The following is a 15,422-nucleotide window of genomic DNA, read 5'->3' on the forward strand; positions in this document are numbered from 1 at the left end:
GGTTGAAAGCACCGGTCTTGAAAACCGGCATACGTTAATAGCGTATCTAGGGTTCAAATCCCTATCTCTCCGCCACTATTAAGAAGCCTCGCTAGAAATAGCGAGGCTTTTTTCATTTCCGCACATCTTTATTACTCTATCTGTGCTTGCCAAAAATCAATTCCATATGCGATCTACTTTTGGACTAAGTAATATCGGTATCGGTATTGGTATTGGTTGTGACGTTTTGATTTTTGCTAAGAAGTGCAGTTGCTTCTAAAGCTGTTCATCCTCATCACTGCATGCTGTCCCGATAAGGTTGTTGGAGATGCTTTGTTAAGGTGTTGAACCATCTATTGCCTTATCGTTCTCTTAAAGCACTACCATTGCTTCTCTAGCCCATTTTACCGGATAGACCGAACAAATAAGCATACTCAAATAGCCACTGTTTCACTGATGTATCTTTTTGTTTTACTCAGTCTAGCGACGCGTGTGCTCTATTGCCTAAATCTAGCTACGTCTTAAAACCATACATCAACAGGCTAAAGTTACGTATTCCTGCATCTTTTAAAATTGTTTTGGATTCTGCTGGAATGACAGGATCAGAGTAGTCAAAAGAGAAGAGGAAAGTGAAACGATAGTGAGTTGCTAGGAAGTTGAGAACTACTTGGGAGCCAATGAATTGGATAAACATATTGATGACTAAGGACTGAAGGGTTAATAGCAGGCAATAAAAAAGCCGACAGGTAAGCTGTCGGCTTGGTTAGGTCATCTTAAGTTAGTCATTCTGTACGAGCGTGAGAGCTTTACGAGAGACTTCGTGAGCAGCTTTGGTTAGATTTTGCTTCTCTAGTGTGTCTGCTAGGAATGCATAGTCAGAGACGTCAGAGCGAAGCTTTAAGGCGATCTCAAAGTGATCCTGGGCTTCTTGCCACTTCTCTTGACGGAAATAGAAGTGCGCTAATGCGCTATGGGCAGCGGCGTTATCCGGTTCTTTCTTCACTACTCCCTCTAAGAAGACCACGACAGGGTGGGTATCTGGCAGATTTAGATCTGGCAGTAGTTGATAAAGCTCTGGGGCTGGTTGTTTTTTTAATGCTTCTTTTAGCACGGTAAAGGCTTCTGCATCAGCTTTTCGTGTGATGAGTTCTCGAGCAAAACAGGCAACGAGGTGTGTGTCTTGTTTCACTTTACGTGAGAGGCTATTCCAATGGGAGATTAGCCCTTCGCTACCCTGTTGCTGCGCTACTTCATGGAGTAAGCCGCACTGCGCCTTTTGAATCAGCTCTGCATGTTCTTCGTCCGAGATGAGTTTTGCTTTGGTTAGTTGTGGCAAGAGGTCAATAAGAGGTTGCCACAACTTTAGCTGCATGTACGTTGTTTTCAGCAAGTTCAATACAATAGAGTTACTCGCATACTGACTTTTTAACGATTGCAAGGTATCGAAAGCGGACTCGAACTCGTTGTCGCGGATAAATTGTTTCGCTCGAGTCAGCTCTACTGCGAGATGGGCGTTCTCTTGTTGGCTCGCTAGCTCTAGATAGTGATCTCGTTTTGCTTTATCACCTTGACCTTGTGCGGCTTCAGAGGCAACTAAGTAGCAAAGCAGCGGCATATCGTGATGATTTGCCCAGCGAGTTACTTTTTTCTCAGCACCTTTCCAGTCACCTTCTAGAAGTTTAATAATGCCTTCATTGGTGTATCGGCGGGAATGGCGCATTTTGCGAACACTGAAGTAGTTCCATGTTGTAGAACTAGCATAAACTAACTTCTTAATCAGGTACTCAAGCAGAAAAAGACCTGCGAGTGCTGCGATAACGAAAACCACTAATGTCGTTACGCTCATCTCGATCGTTTTCTCGGCAATGGAGATGAGTACATAGCCTTGCTGACCAGAAAACTGGGTGCCAACAAATAGTCCTGCGCCTAGTACAACAAATAGGAAAATAAGACGAAACATTACTTATCCTCCATGCCTGTCATCGTTGTGACTTCACGACGTAGGCGTTCACGGATGACATCTGATAGTTGAGACTGACTTTGCAGTTTTGTTGGGTATTCCACTTGAATATTTTGCTGACTTAGCAGGTTAACCGTTTTGTTGAACTCTTTAACGGAATTATCGTCTTGGTTGAAGAAAGCTAATGCCCATTTGTCGGCTGTTTTTAGAGATGTGGTGTAAATTTCACCTTGTTCTTGGTACACCGCTTTTATTGCCGTTTCCAATTTGGCTTTGATGTTTTCTTTCAGGTAAAAGTGTTGCTCAGGAGAAAGCAGTGGAATGACGTTACCATCGCGCGTGCGGAAGGTAATGAAGTTTTCTGAAAAGTCCTTCAAAGAGGTCATTAAGTTATCTTGCCAGTTTGCGATATCTTCAGACACTTCAGTGTTTTCTACGGCTTCAGCTTCAGGTAGCAGTGCATTGGCGAGAGGGAGCTTGTCTACTTGCTGTTGCAGGGCAGTTAAGCGTAGTACCAATCCATCACGGTCAATTAGCGGGATAGTGCGAAGTTTGGTGATATCGTTTGCCATTGCTTTACGTAGTTTGACGAGACTAGGGTCATTCAGCGCTGCAATGCGTTGGTCTGCACTTTCCATCAGTTGAGTCGCGCTTTCTACATCGTGCTCTAAGAACAATTTACGGCCGGCTAATTTGACGAGGTAATCGGCTTCCGCCAATAGCCAGTCGTTTGGTCGACGACCTTTCACATCGGCAACGGCGAGCTGTAAGCTTTCAATGCTCTTCTGTTGCTGTCCAAGTACCACTTCAGCTTTGTGTGTCACGGTTGTTGCTTTCTCGATGGTTTCTTCTTGTACCCGGCTGAGCTCTTGCTTCATGGAAGCTTGAGTGCTTTCTAGCTGACTTTTTAGTTGGGCGATCTGCGCTTGGTAATCGGCTTGCTGTTGATGCAGCTTGTACGCGAGGCCACCGCCAAAAATAATCGATAAGATGATAGCGACCGTGCCTAGTTTGACACCGCGTTTACCTTGTTTTTCTTCAAACTCGACTTTGGTTGGCTCTGCTGTTTTTGGGGGCTCGGCCGCTTGTGGTTGCTCTTTTTTAAGGTCCGCATCCTGCTGCGATGTGGTTTTTTCGACTAGCGGTGCCGATGAGGTTTCTTCGGAAAGGTTTTTATCGTTATTTTTTTGGTCGTTATTTTTACTTGTCATGCCTATATCCTGTGTAGCTAGGGCTGGAGAGCCGCCAGTAATTCTTGGTTGGATGCGCTTCCCGTGCATCTCACGCGAGTGAACCCCCTTTGAATTGCGATGTCAGCGATACGCTGACTGGGGATATACAACTCTTGTTGATTAAGCCAAGTCAATTGCTCCGACGTCAATTGGCTGCACAAATAATCCAGTTGTTCACCACTGGTGACAATAATCTGGTTAATTTGTAGGTTTTTCCATAGTGAGACACAGCTTACTGGATCGAATGGGATGAATTCTCTCTTGTAAGTCTCACTATAGTGAACTTTTGCGCCACGCCTCACCAATGCATCTTTGATCAGCTCTCTTCCGCCGTTACCACGAAGAATAAGAACTTGTTGTTGTGCCACATTGTTGAGCTCTGGCAGTCGCAATAAGTGTTCACTATCACTGACTTGGGGATAGTGTACTTTCTGTTGGGTACATTTGCTTAAATAGTGTGCTGTTTTTTGACCAACGGCAAGGTAAATAGCTTGTTTCGGCCATGACATCCCGTTGCTGGCTAAGATTTGCTGTGCACATTGCACTGCATGTCGACTAACAGCGATAACAATTTGAGCTTGATGTAGATGTTTAGAGAGGTGCGTGTCCGTGAGATCGGCGACAATGTCGATCAGAGGATGGTGATATGCGGAAATGCCGTGCCTTTCGAGCAGAGAGCAAAGCGCGTTGCCTTGCTCTCCCGGCCGAGTGACCAACACTGCCATGGTTATTCGTGATCTGCGTACAGCTTAGTTAGGATTTCACGAGCGCCGTTATCTAGCAGCTCATTGGCTAGCTGCACTCCTAATGCTTCGCCATCTTTACGATGGCCACGAATTTCACCACGCACAATTTCGCTGCCATCTGGTTCGCCAACTAATGCGCGTAGCCAAATGTTGTCGCCGTCTAGCAGGGCATAGCTGCCGATAGGTACCTGACAGCCGCCTTCTAGTGTAAGGTTCATTGCGCGCTCACACAAAACGCGGTCTACGGTGTCTTGGTGGTTAAGTGGCTCAAGCAGCTTAAGCAGTCTTTCATCGTCAAGGCGGCACTCAATACCGACAGCACCTTGGCCTACCGCTGGTAGTGATTGCTCTGGTTCGATAAAGCTACGAATGCGCTCTTCAAGCTTCAATCGTTTGAGGCCAGCCGCAGCAAGAATGATTGCATCATACTCACCCGCATCTAACTTACCAAGGCGAGTGCCCACATTACCGCGAAGCTCTTTGATGATGATGTCCGGACGATATTCTTTCAGTTGGCATTGACGGCGCAAACTGCAAGTACCAACCACGGCACCTTGAGGGAGCTCATCAATGTGGCTATAGGTATTAGAGACGAAGGCATCACGAGGATCTTCACGCTCACAAATGGTCACGAGGCCAAGGCCTTCTGGGAAATCGACGGGTACGTCTTTCATTGAGTGAACGGCGAGGTCTGCACGTCCTTCTAGCATCGCGACTTCAAGCTCTTTTACGAACAAGCCTTTGCCGCCAACTTTTGCTAGTGGTGTATCTAAAATCACGTCACCTTTGGTCACCATGGTTACTAACTCGACTTCCAAGCCTGGGTGAGCGGCTTGAAGGGCGTCTTTAACAAAGTAAGCTTGCCATAAAGCAAGAGGGCTTTTTCGAGTTGCAATGCGAATCGGTGTGGATTGTGTCATGATCTTCTCAATGCTGTTTGGATTTGGGTTTATCCTACCATTCTCATCAAGAAATGCTTACTGTTAGTTCGTTATCTCTGAAGGCTATGAATGGAATTACATGACGTTATGAAAATAGTGTGACTGGATTCTCAATTAGACTAAGGACTATTATTAGTAATAGGTAATAAGAGCGACACTACCGCGCGATTAATTTTGTGACTAAAGTATGGTTTTGTATCCAGAGTGATACGCGGGCGTGAAGCTTTACCCGCACCAATAAAAGTGTTAAATTGATCACGTTTTTAAGCCATTTTGGTTTAAAACGTCAGCAGATTTTCGTGATTGTTCAACCAAGGAATTCCCCTTGCAGGCTTACACCCAAAAAATCATCCAGCGACTAGATAATTTGAATCAGCAGCGAGTTGATCGCGCGCTGGCGCTTATGGATTCGCAAAGCCAGCAAGTCTTCCATTTGATTCCTGCCTTGTTGAACTACAACCATCCTGTAATTCCTGGCTATTATGATGCCGATGTCCCGTTTGGTGTACATGGGCTTGAACTAAATAGCATTCAGCAACAATTCATAGATGATATTCAACTTGCCATTGGTCAGCCGCTCAAGACGGTAGAAAAGCCCGCTATATTGGGTTTGTACACCATGGGCAGTACCTCCTCGATTGGTCAAAGTACTTCCAGTGATTTGGATATTTGGGTGTGTATCTCACCAGAGATGGATTGTGACGAACGCGAGTTATTGACCAATAAATGCTTACTCATCACGGATTGGGCACAAAGCAAAGGCGTGGAAGCGAACTTTTTCTTAATGGATAAAGAGCGCTTTAGAAGCAATCATTCTGAGGAGATGACAGGTGATAACTGTGGTTCATCTCAGCACTTACTTTTGCTAGATGAATTCTATCGTAGTGCGGTGCGTATTGCCGGACAGCGTTTGTTATGGCAAATCGTGCCGCCAGAAATGGAAGAGTGTTACGACGAGTACGTTTCTCAACTGTGCAGTGATGGTTACATCGATTGTAGTGAATGGATCGACTTTGGTAAATTGAACTGCATTCCTGCTGAAGAATACTTCGGCTCGAACTTGTGGCAGTTATACAAAAGCATCGACTCTCCCTACAAATCGGTATTAAAAGCCATCTTGCTAGAAGCTTACTCGTGGGAATACCCGCATACTCAATTGTTAAGTATCGACACTAAACGTCGTTTCTTTGCCCATGAGCCTGATCTCTATGGCATGGATGCGTACTACTTAATGTTGGAAAAAGTAACCCGTTACTTAGAGCGAATTCAAGACGATACACGTTTGGATTTGGTGCGTCGCTGTTTCTATCTCAAAACCCATGAAAAATTATCTCGTGAGCCGAATGTTGGCTCAGTAGCTTGGCGCCGTGAAGCGCTGAGCGATATGATTGCAAAATGGAATTGGGATGCCAGTGTCGTTGCAGAGCTCGATGACCGCCGTAATTGGAAGGTTGAACAAGTAAAGGTGGTACATCATGCATTGCTGGATGCGTTGATGCAAAGCTACCGTAACTTGATTCAATTTGCGCGTCGTAACGACATCACTTCTGCTATCAGTCCGCAAGACATCAGTATTTTGGCCCGTAAACTTTACGCAGCTTTTGAAGTATTGCCGGGCAAAGTAACGTTACTAAACCCACAGATTTCACCTGATCTGCACGAGCCTGACTTGAGCTTTATCGAAGTGAAAAAAGGGGGAGTGAACAAGTTTGGTTGGTACCTCTATAAACAACCGCTTATTGCGCACCGCATTTTGGGGCAACCATATCTAGAGCATCATGAATACTTGAGTAAGTTGGTTGCTTGGGCATTCTTCAATGGCTTGATCACTGAATCGACTCGTTTACATGCCGTGGTACGTGAAGCGCAGCTAGATATTGATAAGTTTTACCAAATGGTGAGTGACTTACGAAATACTTTTGCGTTGCGTAAGCGTCGTCCATCTATGCAGGCGCTAGCGAGTCCTTGTGAAATAAGCCAGCTTGCGATGTTCATCAACTTCGAAAATGATCCGACGTCTGAACTTTCTGGTCGTTCGTTGAAAGTGGATGTTAAGAACACCGATATTTTTAGCTTTGGTCCAGAACATAAAAATTTAGTCGGCAGTGTTGACCTTGTTTACCGTAACTCTTGGCATGAAGTGCGTACGCTGCATTTCAAAGGGGAAACGGCGATGCTGGATGCACTGAAAACCATTTTGGGCAAAATGCACCAAGATGCGTTGCCACCAGAATCAGTGGATGTGTTCTGCTATGCGAAGAACATGCGTGGTGTGATGCGTAATATGGTTTACCAGCTTTTAGCTGAATGTATCGACTTACGCTTGAAACCAGTAGAGCAAGAGAAACGCCGCCGCTTTAAAGCGATGCGTCTTGGTAACCAGACTTATGGGTTGTTCTTTGAACGTCGTGGTGTGTCGGTGCAGAAGCTAGAAAATTCCATCGATTTCTACCGCAGCATTTCTACTAACAAACTCAAAGGCTCGCCGCTGTTAATGCTCGATCGTGAGCAAGAATATCAAATGCCGGAAGCGGTGGATGGGTTTGCTAGTGAAGGTCTGGTGCAGTTCTTCTTTGAAGATAACGAGGATGGCTTCAATATTTATGTGTTGGATGAGTCAAATCAAGTAGAAGTGTATCACCAATTTAGTGGCTCCAAAGATGAAATGATTTCGTCTGTAAACAGCTTCTACACGTCGGTAAAAGACGATAGTCGCGTCGCGTCTAAGTTTATTAACTTTAACCTGCCTCAGTACTATCAAATTATTCACCCTGAAGAGGGGAATGCGTATATCATTCCTTACCGTAATGACGGTTGTTCACCGAGTCGCCCGACCAAAACTGTGAATGCGTAATTAAACCCGTATCAATAAACAAAAAGAGCACTTCGGTGCTCTTTTTGTTTTGGTGACGATTGACCAGAATTATGCCCAGTCAATGGCTTCGCCTGCGTGCTTTTCACACTCTTGCTTCACCATTTCAAATAGCTCCATACCCGTTTTTGAGCAGGTCCATTTACCTTCAATAAGCTTGAAGTGGAAACCACCAGATTTGGACGCTAGCCAGATCTCATGCATCGGCTCTTGGCGATTAATGATGATTTGGCTGCGGTCTTCAAATTCCAATGTCATTACGTTGCCAGTGACTTCGTAATCAATGTCTGCGCCTGAATCATCGATGGATTCTTCGATGATTTGCATCTGCGCATCCACCAGTTGATGAAATTCAGTATCGTTCATCCGTCTATCCTATTGCTTTTCCTGAGTGTGGTGCGATTATAGGGGGCATTGATTCAATAATCACGATATGCGAAATGAAAAAATTAGTTACTGTGTTGTTTGTGATGGTTGCCGCGACCTTAGCGGGGTGTGGTCAGTCTGGCTCACTATACATTCCAGATGACACTCAACAGAATGAGCAATCACAATAAATAACCGCACCTTAGGGTGAAATTAGGGTTCAGCAGTCGAATAAAATAAGGGAAGCGAATTTTGGATTACTTCAACTATCAGGATGATGGCCAGCTTTGGGCCGAAGACGTCCCACTTCAAGCTCTTGCAGAGCAATATGGCACTCCTCTTTACGTATATTCTCGAGCCACGCTAGAGCGCCATTGGAAGGCGTTTGATAGTGCTGTGGGTCAGCATCCTCACCTAGTTTGCTACGCGGTGAAAGCCAACTCAAACTTAGGCGTATTGAACACGCTAGCGCGTTTGGGATCGGGTTTTGACATCGTGTCGGGTGGTGAACTTGAGCGTGTGATTGCCGCAGGCGGTGATCCGAAAAAAGTCGTTTTCTCTGGTGTTGGTAAAACATCGGCAGAGATGAAGCGCGCTCTTGAGCTAGGTATCAAATGTTTCAACGTTGAATCTGAGCCAGAGCTAGAACGTTTGAACAAGGTTGCGGGTGAGCTTGGTGTGATTGCACCAATTTCTCTTCGTATCAATCCAGATGTCGACGCGAAAACACACCCTTACATTTCGACTGGTCTTCGCGACAATAAATTCGGCATTGCGTTTGATCGTGCGCCAGATGTTTATAAATTCGCGCAAAGCCTGCCGAACTTGAATGTGCAAGGCATCGACTGCCACATTGGTTCTCAGCTGACCAATATAGACCCATTTATCGACGCGACAGACCGTTTATTAGCCCTGATTGATGATTTAAAAGCGCAAGGCATTAACATTCGTCACCTTGATGTCGGCGGCGGTTTGGGTGTGGTCTATCGTGATGAATTACCACCTCAGCCTTCTGATTACGCCAAAGCGTTACTAGGCCGTCTTGAAAATCACCAAGACTTGGAGCTGATCTTTGAGCCAGGCCGTGCAATTGCTGCGAACGCAGGTATCTTGCTAACGCGTGTTGAGTTTTTAAAACATACTGAGCATAAAAACTTTGCGATTATCGACGCTGCAATGAACGACTTGATGCGTCCTGCGCTATACCAAGCATGGCAAGATATTGTGCCAGTTTCACCGCGAAAGGGTGAAGCTCAGACTTACGACTTGGTTGGTCCTATTTGTGAAACCGGCGACTTCTTGGGTAAAGATCGCGCACTCGTTTTGCAAGAAGGTGATCTACTCGCGGTTCGTTCAGCAGGTGCCTATGGTTTTGTGATGTCTTCGAACTACAATACTCGTACCCGAGCGGCAGAAGTGATGGTGGACGGTAAACAAAGCCACTTAGTTCGCCAGCGTGAGGAGCTGACCAGTTTGTGGCAGCTGGAACAGATTCTACCGGAGTAACACACAACAAATGCATTTCCACTTTTCCAAAATGCACGGTTTGGGCAACGACTTCATGGTCGTCGACTGTATTACCCAGAACGTGTTTTTCTCGCAAGACCTGATCCGCCGCTTGGCGGATCGTCATACTGGCGTTGGTTTTGACCAATTGCTTGTGGTAGAGGCCCCTTACGACCCTGAAACCGACTTCCATTATCGGATTTTTAATGCCGATGGTAGTGAAGTTGAACAGTGTGGTAACGGTGCACGCTGTTTTGCCCGCTTTGTTCGCTTGAAGGGGCTGACCAATAAATACAGCATCAGCGTGAGCACCAAGAAAGGAAAGATGATTCTCAACATCGAAGATGATGGGGAAGTGACGGTCAACATGGGCGTACCAGAGTTTGAACCGAACAAAATTCCTTTCAAAGCGAAGCAAAAAGAGAAAACTTACATCATGCGCGCTGGTGAAAAAACGCTGTTTTGTGGTGCTGTGAGCATGGGTAACCCGCACGTAGTGACCGTGGTCGACGATGTGGATACGGCAGAAGTGGAAACTCTCGGTCCGCTGCTTGAGTCGCATGAGCGTTTCCCAGAGCGCGTCAACGCTGGCTTTATGCAGGTGATGAGTCGTGACCATATTCGTCTTCGAGTTTACGAGCGAGGCGCAGGAGAGACACAAGCTTGTGGTAGTGGTGCATGCGCGGCAGTCGCGGTTGGGATTCTGCAGGGCTTGTTGGATGAAAACGTTAAGGTTTCTCTACCTGGTGGTGAATTGCGAATTGCATGGCAAGGTCCTGGCAAGCCGTTGTTTATGACCGGACCTACAACGCATGTATTTGATGGTCAATTGTCTTGCTAGTTGAAGAAAAAGGAAACGGTTTGTCTCAAGTAGAAGCAGATGCCTTAACGGCTGAAGTAGTGGCCGAGTACCTCAAAGATCATCCAGACTTTTTTGTGCAACGTCCGGAGCTTGTGGATCGTTTATCTTTCCCACACTCAGACTTAGGCGCGGTATCTTTGGTACACATCCAAATGAATCGCCAACGTCAGCGCATTGAAGAGTTAGAGGAAGAGATCACTACACTAATGTCGCTTGCGGCGAACAATGATCGCACCTTTTACGAATTTATGGATTTGCAGGGGCAGATTCTAAAGTGTGGTGACTTTAAACAAGTCATTCATTCTATCGAAGAGAAAGCCAAAGCACTGGGCTTACGTGCGTTTGTTCGATTGTTTAGTCAATGCGACGCATCGATTCAATTGAGTAAGGAAAGTTATCAACGCTTTGCGACCACTCACTTAAATGGCAAAGATGCGTACTTAGGACGTCTTCGCAAAGTAGATCGTGAAGCTTTGTTTGGCAACATGGAAGTGCCGGAAATGGGTTCCTATGTGGTACTGCCGCTCGTGAAACAGCAAACACTGGGCGTGCTTGCTTTTTCTAGTGAAGATGGCGGCCATTTTCAGCCAGATATGGATACCTTGTTTTTGCGTCACCTATCATTAGTAGTGGCACATCTCGCTCAAACACTGGTATGGCAAAGTTACGATGACGACAACTCCCAACACTCCTCTGCCAAATAATCTGCAAAAGCCTCTTGAGCGCTTCTATGAATTCTTACGAAGCGAAAAGGGGCTTAGCCTACATACTCAGCGCAATTACAAACAGCAGCTAGAAACAATGGCGCAGCACCTAGCTGAAATGGGGCTCAAAGATTGGTCTCAAGTGGATGCTGGTTGGGTGCGCCAATTAGCAGGTAAGGGCATGCGAGAAGGCATGAAAGCCAGCAGTTTGGCAACGCGCCTCTCATCGCTGCGTAGCTTTTTCGATTTCCTTATTCTGCGTGGCGAGATGTCGGCTAACCCAGCCAAAGGGGTTTCAGCACCTCGCAAAAAACGCCCGTTGCCCAAAAACCTCGATGTTGACGAAGTGAGCCAATTACTTGAAGTCAACGAGGACGACCCGTTGGCTGTGCGCGATCGCGCCATGATGGAGCTGATGTACGGCGCCGGCTTACGTTTGGCTGAGTTGGTGGGTGTGGATGTACGTGATGTACAACTGCGTAGTGGTGAGCTTCGTGTTATTGGTAAAGGCGATAAAGAACGTAAAGTGCCGTTCTCTGGGATGGCAACCGAGTGGGTCGGGAAGTGGTTACGCGTTCGTGGTGATTTAGCCGCTCCAGGTGAGCCCGCCTTGTTTGTATCTAAGCTTGGAACGCGTATTTCGCATCGTAGCGTGCAAAAGCGCATGGCTGAATGGGGGCAGAAACAGTCTGTCGCAAGCCATATTAGTCCGCATAAATTGCGTCACTCATTTGCGACACATATGCTCGAATCAAGCAATAACTTACGTGCGGTGCAGGAGCTTTTAGGGCACGAGAACATTTCGACGACCCAAATCTACACGCACTTGGATTTCCAACATTTGGCGCAAGCCTACGACCAAGCCCACCCACGCGCACGTAAAAAGAACGGGGAGTGAGCCGAAGTATGAAATTTTATCGCCGTATCGAGCCTATTAAGGCAATGACCTTTGACCTAGATGATACCCTCTATGACAACTATCCTGTGATAGTTCGCATGGAGCGTGAGTTGCTATCTTGGCTCAAGCACCATCATCCAGCGGTTGCTCATATGAACAAAGCGGATTGGTTTGCTCTCAAGCAGCGTGTTGTGCAGCAACAACCCGAGCTGAAGAGCGATGTCACTTTATGGCGTTTAGTGCAACTTCAGCAAGCCTTCTCCCAAGTAGGCTACGACGAAGACGCAGCACATGCCGCCGCGAAAGCCGCAGTAGACGTTGCGTTGGACTGGCGTAACCGTTTTGAAGTGCCGCAGCAAAGCCTCGATGTATTGGAGGAACTCGCGCAGCACATCCCGTTGGTGGCAATCACCAACGGTAATGTGGATTTAGACCGCATCGGTCTTACGCCTTATTTCCAACAGGTACTTAAAGCAGGACCAGATGGATTGGCGAAACCCGCAACCGATATGTTTACTAAAGCGAAGCGATTCTTGGATACTCCTGCGGAGAATATTCTGCATGTCGGTGATCATCTAACCACGGATGTGCATGGTGCAAAGTTGGCTGGTTTTGCAGCCTGTTGGTTTAATGATATGAATAAAAATGTCATTAACCATTCAAAAACACGTACTTTACCTGATATTGAAATCAATAGTTTGCAGCCGTTACTCACACTTTTTTAATTGCTTTCGCATTAATCCATTCTAATCTCATTTTGTGTCTAGAAAAGCAGCGCAAAGCCACGTAAATTATTCTCTATTAAATAAAAATAGTAACGCCACACGTCGTGGTGAAGATAGTGTTACGGCAGTGGTAGGTCCATGCGAGCTTTTTCAAAACTGGTTCACGATGTCAGTCAACTGAATGACTTTTTAGTCACTTTTCCGACTTCCTCAGATAAACAATATTTAGTACAAATATTGTCGACGCAATCGCGCGAAATTACGACCACACTTGCAGACGCAGTTTTGTCGTCGCTGCCGAATGCTCATGTTATGGGGCATAGTACGCGTAATGTGATTCTGGAAGGGGAGATATTTACCTCTGGTTGCCTAGTGAGTGTGATTGAATTTGAGCAAACCACGCTGACTTCTGCGGTACAAACATACTCTTACTCCCCTGATATTGATGGCGGGGAGCTCAAGCGCTCTCTTCTAATGCAGCATAATTCACAGGTGATCCTCAGCTTTGCTGTGCAAATTGAACGACGTGACTATCCCTTGTTTCAAACCTTCGCCAGTGAAGAAGTCGTGATTTCTGGAGGGTTGGCGCAGAGTATTGACGATGGCTGCTGGGTGCTATATCAAAACCGAGTTTACGATAACGCTGTGGTTGCCGTAGCTTTGCACAGTGATACTTTGAAGCTATGGACTGATGCGTATTCGGAATGGAACCCGATTGGCATGCCACACAAAGTCACTCATGCAAAAGGAACGCGCTTGTATTGTTTAGGTGAGAAGAAAGCGCTGGACGTATACAAGCGTTACTTGGCGGATGGCCATGACGTGACGCTGAGTCAACTGCTCAGCTTTCCATTGTATCGAGAAAGCTTAGGGCGAAAGGAAGTTTGTACGGTAACGGAGCTACACGCTGATGGCAGTATGAGCTTCGACAGGCCCTGGTGTCTTGGTGACGAAGTGCAATTTTGCTATAACCATCCCTCGTTAACGCTCGAGCAAGTGCGGCATGGTGTGGTTGAGTTAGCCATGCACCAACCTGAAGTCGTGATGATTTTTAACTGCGCGTCACGGTTAGACTTTATTGACAGCAGCGACGAAGTCCAAGCCTTCAAAGATATTGCGACGACGTTTGGTAGTTACTGTATGGGGGAACTGCATGGTGGTATTGGTCAGCCCGAAATTCTTCATCACAGCCTGACGTATTTAGCGATGCGAGAGGGAGACGAAGTGCAAACATTGAACTTGCCTAAGTCGCCCGTTAGCTCCTCTATTTCACCGTTGTTTAGCTTGATTCGAAATGCGATCGGCGATCTCAACCATATGAACGCGCATATGGGATATCAACTCGATCGCCAAACGCGCAAGTTACAAGAAAGCTATCGACGCGACAGTCGCACGGGGTTACAAAACCGGGTCGCATTGCAAGAGCGGCTGAGTAACATCGATTTGGATGAGCATTTGTTGACTCTAAAGCTACTTAACTTTAGTCATATCAACGAAAAATACGGCTACCGAGTGGGAGATCAATTACTCAAAGATCTCTCAATGCACTTTACGAATCGATTACGAAAGCGTTTCGGCATGCCAACGGCTTTGCAGCTTTATAGTATTGGGGTTGGTGAATGGGCGTTCATATTTAAAGCTGATCAAAGCAGCGAGACCATCAAACAGCACTTTACGCGTTTTGCTGACGCGGTAGAACAAACTAATTTTGAGCCAATTGGCCTACGTGAAATAGATTATCTTTCTATCTCGCTATGCGGCGGCTTAGTGAGTCGTCGAGACTTTCCATCCGCTTCAGTAGATGAGCTCTTACTCAAAGGCATCGAAGCGAGGCGCTCTGGTGTACGCAGTAATACCCATATCTGTAATGCGAAAGATATTGAAGTCAGTGAGGATGTGCGCAAAGAGCAACTTGGATGGCTAAGTTGCGTCAGTAGAGCCATTCTCAAACAGAATATCATCACCTATAGCCAACCGATTGTGCATGCGGGTAGCCACAAATTGGCAAGCCAAGAATGTTTGGTTCGTATTCTGGAAGCCGATGGAACGGTGATTGCGCCAGGGCGTTTTCTGCCAATTATCTCTGATACGCATCTTTACACTCGACTAAGTCGGCACATGATTCATTCTACGTTGCATTACATGCGAGATAAGCAAGGTGACTTTTCTATAAACTTATCGCCGCAAGATTTGCTCAGTGATAAAACTTTAATACTTTTAGAGCATGAAATTAGCCAGCTAAATGACCCAAGGCGAATTGGTTTAGAAGTGCTGGAATCTGAGCAGATCAAAGACTATGGCCGAATGATAGAAGTGTGCAGTCATTTTAGAAGCTTAGGGGCGCGTATCATTGTTGATGACTTTGGGTCCGGCTATTCGAATATCGATGAAATCCTAAAGTTGGAGCCAGAAGTCATAAAGCTCGATGGCAGCTTGATTCGTGATATTGATAAAGACTTAAAACAGCGCAAGATCGCTTCCCAGTTGGTGCGTTTGTGCCAGGTGTTTAACGCGGAGACGGTGGCGGAGTTCGTCCACAATCAGGAGGTGTGTACCATTGCACAAGACATGGGGGTGGATTATTTGCAGGGTTACTATCTTGGCGAGCCGACTCGACTGTTTTAATGATGT

13 protein-coding genes are annotated in these 15,422 nt (G+C 46.2%); 8 read left to right on the plus strand and 5 right to left on the minus strand.

The window, feature by feature from the left end; genetic code table 11:
• Window positions 1-757 precede the first annotated feature (757 nt).
• From R7F07_RS22500 to hemC, 4 genes are read right to left on the minus strand one after another with little or no spacing between them, the layout of a single operon-like run.
• Window positions 758-1,939 (minus strand): heme biosynthesis protein HemY, encoded by a 1,182-nt coding sequence (locus R7F07_RS22500; protein ID WP_005383375.1) that lies wholly within the window; start codon window positions 1,937-1,939, stop codon window positions 758-760.
• Window positions 1,939-3,150, minus strand: a complete 1,212-nt coding sequence (locus R7F07_RS22505; RefSeq protein ID WP_005378751.1) for a uroporphyrinogen-III C-methyltransferase — start codon at window positions 3,148-3,150, stop codon at window positions 1,939-1,941. The genes R7F07_RS22500 and R7F07_RS22505 overlap by 1 nt, the downstream gene beginning before the upstream one ends.
• A 17-nt stretch (window positions 3,151-3,167) precedes the next feature.
• Window positions 3,168-3,896: a uroporphyrinogen-III synthase gene (locus tag R7F07_RS22510; protein ID WP_085570111.1), complete on the minus strand. Its 729-nt coding sequence runs from the start codon at window positions 3,894-3,896 to the stop codon at window positions 3,168-3,170.
• Window positions 3,897-3,898: 2 nt separating this feature from the next.
• The gene (hemC, locus tag R7F07_RS22515; RefSeq protein ID WP_033907277.1) at window positions 3,899-4,837 is read right to left on the minus strand and encodes a hydroxymethylbilane synthase; all 939 of its coding nucleotides are present in this window, start codon (window positions 4,835-4,837) and stop codon (window positions 3,899-3,901) included.
• Between the two features lie 346 nt (window positions 4,838-5,183).
• Here hemC and R7F07_RS22520 point away from each other — a divergent pair, with 346 nt between their 5' ends.
• A complete protein-coding gene (locus R7F07_RS22520) occupies window positions 5,184-7,712 on the plus strand; it encodes a class I adenylate cyclase (protein ID WP_171343364.1) in 2,529 nt (842 codons plus the stop codon).
• A 69-nt stretch (window positions 7,713-7,781) separates the two neighbouring features.
• Here the strand turns inward: R7F07_RS22520 and cyaY are convergent, their stop codons facing one another.
• Window positions 7,782-8,096 (minus strand): iron donor protein CyaY, encoded by a 315-nt coding sequence (cyaY, locus tag R7F07_RS22525; protein ID WP_005383391.1) that lies wholly within the window; start codon window positions 8,094-8,096, stop codon window positions 7,782-7,784.
• Window positions 8,097-8,170: 74 nt separating this feature from the next.
• Between cyaY and lptM the strand changes: the two genes are divergently transcribed.
• The 7 genes from lptM to R7F07_RS22560 all read left to right on the plus strand — a co-directional run bounded on the left by lptM (window position 8,171) and on the right by R7F07_RS22560 (window position 15,416).
• A complete protein-coding gene (lptM, locus tag R7F07_RS25630; RefSeq protein ID WP_005378746.1) occupies window positions 8,171-8,287 on the plus strand; it encodes an LPS translocon maturation chaperone LptM in 117 nt (38 codons plus the stop codon).
• Between the two features lie 61 nt (window positions 8,288-8,348).
• The gene (gene lysA, locus R7F07_RS22535; protein WP_033907276.1) at window positions 8,349-9,602 is read left to right on the plus strand and encodes a diaminopimelate decarboxylase; all 1,254 of its coding nucleotides are present in this window, start codon (window positions 8,349-8,351) and stop codon (window positions 9,600-9,602) included.
• A gap of 10 nt (window positions 9,603-9,612) precedes the next feature.
• Entirely contained in the window at window positions 9,613-10,443 is an 831-nt protein-coding gene (dapF, locus tag R7F07_RS22540) for a diaminopimelate epimerase (RefSeq protein ID WP_053350818.1), read from the plus strand.
• The gene (locus tag R7F07_RS22545) at window positions 10,437-11,168 is read left to right on the plus strand and encodes a DUF484 family protein (RefSeq protein WP_005383398.1); all 732 of its coding nucleotides are present in this window, start codon (window positions 10,437-10,439) and stop codon (window positions 11,166-11,168) included. Before dapF ends, R7F07_RS22545 begins: the two co-directional genes overlap by 7 nt.
• The gene (gene xerC / locus R7F07_RS22550; RefSeq protein ID WP_053350819.1) at window positions 11,134-12,066 is read left to right on the plus strand and encodes a tyrosine recombinase XerC; all 933 of its coding nucleotides are present in this window, start codon (window positions 11,134-11,136) and stop codon (window positions 12,064-12,066) included. The genes R7F07_RS22545 and xerC overlap by 35 nt, the downstream gene beginning before the upstream one ends.
• An 8-nt stretch (window positions 12,067-12,074) precedes the next feature.
• Window positions 12,075-12,791 (plus strand): 5-amino-6-(5-phospho-D-ribitylamino)uracil phosphatase YigB, encoded by a 717-nt coding sequence (gene yigB / locus R7F07_RS22555; protein WP_171343363.1) that lies wholly within the window; start codon window positions 12,075-12,077, stop codon window positions 12,789-12,791.
• A gap of 138 nt (window positions 12,792-12,929) precedes the next feature.
• On the plus strand, window positions 12,930-15,416 hold the full coding sequence (locus tag R7F07_RS22560) for an EAL domain-containing protein (protein ID WP_025768161.1): 2,487 nt from the start codon (window positions 12,930-12,932) through the stop codon (window positions 15,414-15,416).
• Window positions 15,417-15,422: the final 6 nt, after the last annotated feature.

This window comes from Vibrio sp. YT-16 (assembly GCF_033337405.1).
GTDB lineage: Bacteria > Pseudomonadota > Gammaproteobacteria > Enterobacterales > Vibrionaceae > Vibrio > Vibrio alginolyticus.

Bases quoted from the DNA above. Each gene is read 5' to 3' on its own strand.
- R7F07_RS22500 (WP_005383375.1), bottom strand. From the start codon at position 1,939: ATGTTTCGTCTTATTTTCCTATTTGTTGTACTAGGCGCAGGACTATTT.
- R7F07_RS22505 (WP_005378751.1), bottom strand. From the start codon at position 3,150: ATGACAAGTAAAAATAACGACCAAAAAAATAACGATAAAAACCTTTCC.
- R7F07_RS22510 (WP_085570111.1), bottom strand. From the start codon at position 3,896: ATGGCAGTGTTGGTCACTCGGCCGGGAGAGCAAGGCAACGCGCTTTGC.
- hemC (WP_033907277.1), bottom strand. From the start codon at position 4,837: ATGACACAATCCACACCGATTCGCATTGCAACTCGAAAAAGCCCTCTT.
- cyaY (WP_005383391.1), bottom strand. From the start codon at position 8,096: ATGAACGATACTGAATTTCATCAACTGGTGGATGCGCAGATGCAAATC.
- lptM (WP_005378746.1), top strand. From the start codon at position 8,171: ATGAAAAAATTAGTTACTGTGTTGTTTGTGATGGTTGCCGCGACCTTA.
- dapF (WP_053350818.1), top strand. From the start codon at position 9,613: ATGCATTTCCACTTTTCCAAAATGCACGGTTTGGGCAACGACTTCATG.
- xerC (WP_053350819.1), top strand. From the start codon at position 11,134: ATGACGACAACTCCCAACACTCCTCTGCCAAATAATCTGCAAAAGCCT.
- yigB (WP_171343363.1), top strand. From the start codon at position 12,075: ATGAAATTTTATCGCCGTATCGAGCCTATTAAGGCAATGACCTTTGAC.
- R7F07_RS22560 (WP_025768161.1), top strand. From the start codon at position 12,930: ATGCGAGCTTTTTCAAAACTGGTTCACGATGTCAGTCAACTGAATGAC.